Annotated in this window: 8 protein-coding genes; 3 read left to right on the forward strand and 5 right to left on the reverse strand. The window is 35.1% G+C overall.

Annotation, left to right across the window (positions count from 1 at the left end):
• Window positions 1-141: 141 nt before the first annotated feature.
• The 4 genes from OZD61_RS02410 to yihA form a co-directional block, all read right to left on the reverse strand.
• The gene (locus tag OZD61_RS02410) at window positions 142-762 is read right to left on the reverse strand and encodes a hypothetical protein (RefSeq protein ID WP_274979715.1); all 621 of its coding nucleotides are present in this window, start codon (window positions 760-762) and stop codon (window positions 142-144) included.
• 78 nt (window positions 763-840) lie between these two features.
• Complete coding sequence (dut, locus tag OZD61_RS02415) at window positions 841-1,302, reverse strand: dUTP diphosphatase (protein ID WP_006279458.1); 462 nt, start codon at window positions 1,300-1,302, stop codon at window positions 841-843.
• 400 nt (window positions 1,303-1,702) lie between these two features.
• Complete coding sequence (gene argB, locus OZD61_RS02420; RefSeq protein WP_338062828.1) at window positions 1,703-2,614, reverse strand: acetylglutamate kinase; 912 nt, start codon at window positions 2,612-2,614, stop codon at window positions 1,703-1,705.
• Between the two features lie 4 nt (window positions 2,615-2,618).
• On the reverse strand, window positions 2,619-3,212 hold the full coding sequence (gene yihA / locus OZD61_RS02425) for a ribosome biogenesis GTP-binding protein YihA/YsxC (protein WP_274979717.1): 594 nt from the start codon (window positions 3,210-3,212) through the stop codon (window positions 2,619-2,621).
• Between the two features lie 98 nt (window positions 3,213-3,310).
• Between yihA and prfA the strand changes: the two genes are divergently transcribed.
• Window positions 3,311-4,390 (forward strand): peptide chain release factor 1, encoded by a 1,080-nt coding sequence (gene prfA / locus OZD61_RS02430; protein ID WP_007548640.1) that lies wholly within the window; start codon window positions 3,311-3,313, stop codon window positions 4,388-4,390.
• 27 nt (window positions 4,391-4,417) lie between these two features.
• Here prfA and OZD61_RS02435 read toward each other — a convergent pair whose 3' ends face one another.
• On the reverse strand, window positions 4,418-5,581 hold the full coding sequence (locus OZD61_RS02435; protein WP_274979718.1) for a multidrug effflux MFS transporter: 1,164 nt from the start codon (window positions 5,579-5,581) through the stop codon (window positions 4,418-4,420).
• A gap of 16 nt (window positions 5,582-5,597) precedes the next feature.
• Here OZD61_RS02435 and OZD61_RS02440 point away from each other — a divergent pair, with 16 nt between their 5' ends.
• The gene (locus OZD61_RS02440) at window positions 5,598-6,155 is read left to right on the forward strand and encodes a GNAT family N-acetyltransferase (RefSeq protein ID WP_274979719.1); all 558 of its coding nucleotides are present in this window, start codon (window positions 5,598-5,600) and stop codon (window positions 6,153-6,155) included.
• A gap of 266 nt (window positions 6,156-6,421) precedes the next feature.
• Entirely contained in the window at window positions 6,422-7,351 is a 930-nt protein-coding gene (locus OZD61_RS02445; RefSeq protein ID WP_274979720.1) for an AEC family transporter, read from the forward strand.
• The last annotated feature ends 217 nt before the right edge of the window (window positions 7,352-7,568 follow it).

Genomic DNA, 7,568 nt, shown 5'->3' on the forward strand with positions numbered 1-7,568 from the left:
ACGCCATCATGTCTTTAGGAGAGTTTGCTAATGAAAGTTCTTAAGTTGACGCCATTGGCTGAACGGATACATTCCCATAATGAATTTGAGTAACCGACACTAAAAAAACAAAGAGGCGGACTTGATCTACCTCTTTTATACTTAGCTGTCTAGTCTCTTCTCTTGAGCAACTTGTTTAGCAATAACTGAGCCTAAATAAGTGTTAACCTCTTTAGCACCATCTTTGTCTAAACCTAATGTTTTACTCCACTTTGTTTCATTTACTGCCTCGAACTTACCTTCATCGTTTTTCTCCTTTAGTGAATCTATCTTGAAGAGTAAAGTATTGCCTAGCGTCTTGGTAAGCTGATCAATATCAACAATAATACGGTAGTTCTTGCCTTCTAAGCTGAAGTCTATATAACATTTATCCTTTTCTACCTTACCTTCTTCATCTTTAACTTGGTTATTCCTTGCAATTTCCCTAAATGCGTCTTTTGTTACTAGCAACCCATCCTTAATAGCCTTCAGAGCTTTCAACTCAGATATTTCGTTATTTTTGCTGATAGCATATATTGCTAAATAAGTCAGCGCAGCAGCAACAAATGCTAAAACGCCCATTCCAAGTGGTGTAGCTGCAAAAGCTGCTAGCTTGCAAGTTGAAGGCCTCCAAAGCGGTGTTGAAAGTATTGCTAATCCACCCATAACGTATATAGCAGTAAATGCAACAAATACAGTGTTTGCTTTGTGGGGCTGGCCACAATGACTTTTGAAAGTTAGCATAAACGACTTCATTTAATAAAATATTAATATGCTTAAATTGTGTACAGAAGAACTGTCATAGTCAAGCTTTTTCGTAAGCTACCTGCCGCTTGAGCCAAAGCCCCCTGCATTGCGACCGGTTTCTTCTGCGCAGAATTCTTCTCTGTCATCCCAAATTACCTGAGATACAGGAGAGATAAGGATTTGTGCGATTCTATCTCCTCTTTTTATTTCGTATGGCTGATTACTTAGATTAATTAGACAAATTTTAACTTCACCTCGATAATCAGAGTCTATAGTGCCCGGAGAATTTAAGACAGTGATTCCATGTTTTGCAGCAAGACCAGAACGTGGGCGGATTTGCCCCTCAAAACCGTTTGGTATTGCAATCACAATTCCAGTTGGAACAAGTAATCTTTCAAGTGGATTTAAAACAGCAGAATCATTCAATGCAGCATAAAGATCCATGCCAGCACTCTGCGTAGTTGCATAACATGGAAGAGACAAGTCTTCTCCGTGTGATAATCTTTTTATTTCTACTTTAATTTTACTTCTTTGCACTCCAATTTACCATCTATGAAGACTCAGTTATAGCATGTAAATTGTATCTGCAAAAGTGATAAATGTTACATCGTAAATGATGTCATTCCAGCGCGTGACGCTAGGCCATAAAATTCCTTGACAAGTTCAGTGCTCCTTTTTTTGTCATCCCAGTGCCCCTATGATGTTATTCCAGTCTGGAATCTAGCCCTTATTATGCAGCCACTTGGTTGAAATTAAGTCTTCTGGATCCCAGTGTCTGGGCACTGGGATGACACCCTGACAACCGTCATCCCGCTACTTGTTAGCGGGATCTAGAGATACCGCGAATGAATCGCGGTATGACGTAGATTGCTGTCATTCCAGTGTCAGCTACTTGAATGACACCCTCTTGGTATTCGTGTAGTTGTAAGCAGTATAGCTATAAATCACTCACAATCGATATGCTTGAATTATTCTCAGTAAATAAATCAAGCATAATGTTAGGTATTCTACCATCAACTATGTGAACAACTCCAGCACATTCCTCCGCCATTTTAACGTATGCCATAAGCCTTTCAATAAATTTTTCCCCTTTAATTTTCCCACAATCAATCGATGCATTTAAATTTTTAACAGATATCTTCCTGCCACCAATTTTATCTATTTCTTCATCTGTGTCACTCAAGATTATCATTCTAGATGCAGAAACTGCAATTGCAATTGCGCTTGCAGTGCTATCGGCATCAATATGATACGTTTCCCCATCTTTTCCATGACCAATTGGTGCAATAACTGGTATAAAATCTGATTCTTCAATAAAAAATAATATATCAGGATTGATTTCAGTGGGTCTACCGATGAACCCCATGTCTAATATCTTTTCGATATTATTTGATCTATCTTCTCTAAGCGTAGCGGTTATTTTTTCGGCTTTAATTAAGTGACCATCTTTTCCACATAATCCAATAGCTGAACCACCAGCAGAATTTATATACTGAACAATTTTTTTATTAACTGAACCACACAGTGCCATTTCAATGATTTTCATAGTGTCTTTGTCTGTAAGTCTGATACCATTCACAAACTTACTGTCCATACCCAGCATTTTTAACCCCGAGTTAATTTCATATTCTCCGTCATGAATTATTACCGGATTTATACCAAGCTGCTTCAACAAGACAACATTATGCACAAAAGTATTAAATAGTGTTTCATCTAAGATTATCGTACCACCGCATTTAATGACAAAAGTCTCGCCTACAAAGCTAGGTATGTTAGATAGCACTTCAAGTAATATTTCTGCTTTTTGTTCAAATGATACCTCACCCTTTAAAAATTCACTACTCTTCATTTTTTTATCTTGTAAACTTGAAAAACTCATCTCTTACCTTGGTTATTTTATGCTTAACACGGATGCTCATTTGATGAATTGACACATTCTCATTATTAATCCATTTTTGAATATCTTCTATAACAGCACCTAAGCTTTTTTGACTTACTTTATCTATTTTTGTTAGCACAATGTTAAAGTTAATGTTATTATATGTTAACCAATAAATGAAGTCTTTGTCTATTTCTTTTAATCCTACCTTGCTATCTATCAACACAAACACTCTTCTTAGATTTCTTCTTTGAATTAGATAATACTCAATTAAGTTTAAATATTGTATAATTTCCTCCTTGCCTGCATGAGAGTAGCCATACCCTGGTAGGTCAACAAGTCTGAACTTATCATTGTACATAGAGTAAAAATTTATTTGTCTAGTGCATCCAGGTTTAGAGGAAACTCTGGCAGCTTTTTTGCTGTTTATCAGTAAGTTGATCAGACTGGATTTTCCTACATTTGATCTACCAGCAAACGCAACCTCTGGAGCCGACTCATTTGGTAATGATTTTATGTCCGAAGCTCCAAATATGAAATTGCAGTTTGATGTTATCTGTTTTGCCATTATATTCAACTAGAAGGTAGTAGGTATATTATAGTGTTATTGCTTGATATAAGAAATTTTTTGTTTCAGTATATGTTACTTAGCTAGATCTGTGCTATATGGATATGGAAAATAATTTACAAGACTTAAAGAAAAAATTTAATGATATAGAGAGGAATTTGGAAAATCCTACCAATTTAAGTCAAAAAGAATTCATTACCCTTTCAAAGGAATACTCTGAGCTCAGGCCAATAATCAAGATAATTGATGAATATAACACGCTGAAAGAGGAAATTTCAGACTTAGAAGAAATAATGAAAGATGAAAACAGCGAAGGTGATATAAAAGAGTTAGCAAAAGAAGAATTTTTCGAAAAGCACAAGGTATTATTACCAAAAATAAAAGCAAAATTAAAGTTAGCATTATTGCCCAAAGATGAAGATGACTCAAGAAATGCAATATTAGAAATTAGAGCAGGTACAGGCGGAGAAGAAGCAGCATTATTTGCAGCAATGTTATTTCGTATGTATCAAAAATATGCAGAAAGAAGAAATTGGAAGTTCGAGCCAATAAGCATTTCTAATACAGGTATAGGTGGCTATAAGGAAGCTTCTGCACTCATTAATGGAACAGAAGTTTTTGCAAGGTTGAAATTTGAATCAGGGGTGCACAGAGTACAGAGAGTGCCAGAAACTGAATCCTCAGGAAGGTTGCATACCTCTGCCGCTACTGTTGCGATATTACCTGAAGTAGAAGAAGTTGACTTTAAAATAGAAGAAAAAGACTTACGAATAGATGTTTATAGATCCAGTGGTCCTGGAGGGCAATCAGTGAATACAACTGACAGCGCAGTAAGGGTCACCCACTTGCCAACAGGGATAGTTGTGATACAGCAAGATGAAAAATCGCAGCATAAAAATAAAGCTAAAGCGCTCAAAGTATTGAGGGCAAGGCTATACGAAATTGAAAGACAAAAAAAAGAAATGGAAAGGTCAACAATGAGGAAAAGTCAGATTGGCTCTGGGGATCGTTCCGAGCGCATAAGAACATATAACTTTCCGCAATCAAGAATAACAGACCACAGAATTAATCTAACTTCACATCGGCTAGAGCAGATTATAAAAGAAGGTGAACTAGATGAATTTATTGAAGCATTAATTTCACGTAATGAAGCAGAAAGATTGGCAGGGGAAAGTTAGCAGCCTACAATGGAATATCTTTATTAATTACATAGGATCTTTTAAACGCAATAGATAGACAGTAAAAACAAGTTCTAGTACTATCGCAGATAGCACAAGAAGAGATACACTAATTGTTTGACCATTGTAAATGTAGCTTGTTAAGCCGATAAAAATAGCCATGATAAAAGCTCTAATGAACGAGAGTGCAGAAGAAGCCGTACCTTTAATTTTAGGGAAAACATTTATTGATGCATTAAAAATCACTGGCTGGCAAATTGCACAACCGATAGAAAAAATAATCATAGACAATGTTACTAAGTAGAAAGAGTGGGGTACAATTATACTGAATATTACAAGCAATAGAGACCCAATAGCACCCACGCTCGTGCCAGAAATTACACACCATATTTCTCCAAGTTTCTGCAAGATTTTGCCAGCAAATAGACTAATGAGTGAGAAGCACCCAACTATTGCACCTTGATGTAGTGCATAAATAGTGCTAGATAAACCAAAAGTCTTCATATACAGAAAAGGTCCACAAGTAATGAATGACATATACGCAGCAGAAAAGAGGCTTGACATCAAAGACAACGTAACAAACCTCGGATTAGATAGTAGTTTTCTGTAATCTTTCATCGTTTTTTTCAAACTGAAAATATTGCGGTCCTTTTTTGTTTCTGGTAACGCTAAAAGCAGCAAAACCCAAGAGATTAAACAAAGTATTGCAACAGTTGCATAATTACCACGCCATCCTACAATTTCATTGATGAAACTGCCTAACACTGGCGCAATTGCCATGACAACTGTAAGAACAGAATTCATGATTCCAATAAATTTCACCGCTTCGTCACCTTTATAGCTGTCTGCAACGATTGCAAACACAACTACAGATGTGCTGACACCAATGCCCTGAACAAAGCGAGAGATTAAAAGCCAAAAAATCGACGGTGCAAAAATACAACCAACAGCGCCGACGAGTAGTAAAGTGTTGCCTATGATCATAATTCTCCTTCTGCCATAGCATTCAGACAATGGACCGAAAAACAACCCTCCTATGCAAAAGCCTAGGAAATTATAAGCAATAGTTAATTGAATTGTTCCTTCTGATACGTTAAAATAGTGTACCATATCAGGAAAACTAGGTACGGAAATATCAATTTCAATGAACTTAGCAATTAGAGACAGGATTAACAGAAATGGTAGTAACATTTGAGATTTTCAATTAATGAATAAAAATATCACATTTAAAGCGTTGAAAGAAGAACATTTTTTACTGTTATTAAAATGGTTAGAAACACCTCACGTAAAGCTATGGTGGGATGCGGATATAAATTGGACACCAGAGTTAATTGAGAAAAAATATAGCAATTATGTCAAAGGATTCAAACGTTTAAAACTTGAGACACAAATTATTGAAAAACCAATGCATGCATTCATTATTAATTGTGACGGAGTTGATATTGGTTATATTCAATACTATAACAAACATGATTTTCCACCTGAGCAGGGCTACGATACTTCTGAGCTTCCAGAAAGCTGTGCTGCTATAGACTGGTATATCGGAGAGCTAGATTATGTGGGCAAAGGCATTGGTCCACAAGCTTTGAATATATTTTTAAACGAATTTGTCTTTAAAGTTTCTGAAAATGCTTTTGTTGACCCAGATACAGCAAATGTTCGTGCAATCCGTGTTTACGAAAAAGTTGGATTTAAAAAAATTAGGGAAAGCAATGGTACAATCTTAATAATCAAGGCAAGAATTCCTGAGAACCATGCAAGATGAGTGTTTTTAACAGCCCGTCTAAATTGCTACAAGCAGTTTAATTTTTAGTAAATATGTCATTATTCAAAAATATGCAAGAAGCTTTATAGAAACTTAACATAATTTTATCATAAAAATGTCATCCTTAAGTCCTATGTAAAAACAAATTTTGGCACTAATTTAATTAACTATGAGCTGGATAAATTGGAAAATAAATTTTGTTTACTTTTACAATACCTTAAGATCTAATGTCACTTTATCAATCAAAAATATTACAATAGGCTAGTATGTTCCTTACTCTTTTTCTCAAAATATTACCTATTTATATTACAATATTTATTGGTTACTTAGCAGGAAAATATCTTAAAATTGATAGAAACACTATATCTCAAATACTTTTTTATATAGCTAATCCAATAGTGATTTTATATGGAGTCTCTCATACAGAAGTTAACTTAAAAGTAATTTCTCTGCCGATTTTGATATGGTTTATAGGTAGCACTATGTCCTTATCAGTGTATTATCTTTCTTCTTTTTTATTTAAGGATAACACAAGAAACATATTAGCATTTAGCTCGGGCAGCACAAGTATGGGTTATTTTGGCCTGCCGATTGCCATGGCTTTATTTGATGAAGATTCAGTATCTGTATATGTTGTTTGTTATATAGGAATGGCGCTATTTGAAAACAGCTTAGGATTTTACATAGCTGCAAATGGTATTTATACCGCAAAAGAATGCATATTAAAGTTGTTCAAACTTCCTTCGCTTTATGCGATGGTTCTGGGCTTCTTTTTAAGTATATACGATATACAAATACCTACTTTTTTAACAGATGTTATGATGAATATTAGAAGTACATTTGTCACATTAGGAATGGTGCTACTTGGAGTGAGCACTGCGAATATTGCAAGCTTTAAAATAGATTGGAAGCTTGCTTTGATCACTATTACAGCAAAGTACGTATTCTGGCCACTGTTTGTTTTAGGAATTGTCCTTTTAGACAAGCATGTTATAGGTATATACGATGAGAGCATATATAAAGCACTGATGTTGCTGGCTATTATTCCAGTTTCTGGGTCCAGTATAATACTTGCTAATATTTTGAATTATCAACCAGATAAAGCTACTCTGTTGCTTCTAATCAGTACTGCAGTGGGACTGTTTTATGTTCCACTAATAATATCATTATTTTTTACTAAACTTGTTCCTTTTTGATCAAAAAATTAAGCGCTTGCACAACCATTATTTGGGTAACAACACAAAACATTGATAAAACTTGAATTTATAGCTAAAGCAACTTCTACAATTTGGTAACCCGTCATCCCGCTACTAGTTAGCGCCGCGGCGGTAAATTGACCTTACCCAGAAAAAGTAGAGAGAAAGTTAAGACGTTTTTGGAGTAAAATAAAACGTTTTTTCAAAATATGACAAA

Source organism: Wolbachia endosymbiont of Drosophila bocki (assembly GCF_028982005.1).
Lineage (GTDB): Bacteria > Pseudomonadota > Alphaproteobacteria > Rickettsiales > Anaplasmataceae > Wolbachia > Wolbachia pipientis.

Bases quoted from the DNA above. Each gene is read 5' to 3' on its own strand.
- OZD61_RS02410 (WP_274979715.1), bottom strand. From the start codon at position 762: ATGCTAACTTTCAAAAGTCATTGTGGCCAGCCCCACAAAGCAAACACT.
- prfA (WP_007548640.1), top strand. From the start codon at position 3,311: ATGGATATGGAAAATAATTTACAAGACTTAAAGAAAAAATTTAATGAT.
- OZD61_RS02445 (WP_274979720.1), top strand. From the start codon at position 6,422: ATGTTCCTTACTCTTTTTCTCAAAATATTACCTATTTATATTACAATA.
- yihA (WP_274979717.1), bottom strand. From the start codon at position 3,212: ATGGCAAAACAGATAACATCAAACTGCAATTTCATATTTGGAGCTTCG.
- argB (WP_338062828.1), bottom strand. From the start codon at position 2,614: ATGAAGAGTAGTGAATTTTTAAAGGGTGAGGTATCATTTGAACAAAAA.
- OZD61_RS02440 (WP_274979719.1), top strand. From the start codon at position 5,598: ATGAATAAAAATATCACATTTAAAGCGTTGAAAGAAGAACATTTTTTA.
- OZD61_RS02435 (WP_274979718.1), bottom strand. From the start codon at position 5,581: ATGTTACTACCATTTCTGTTAATCCTGTCTCTAATTGCTAAGTTCATT.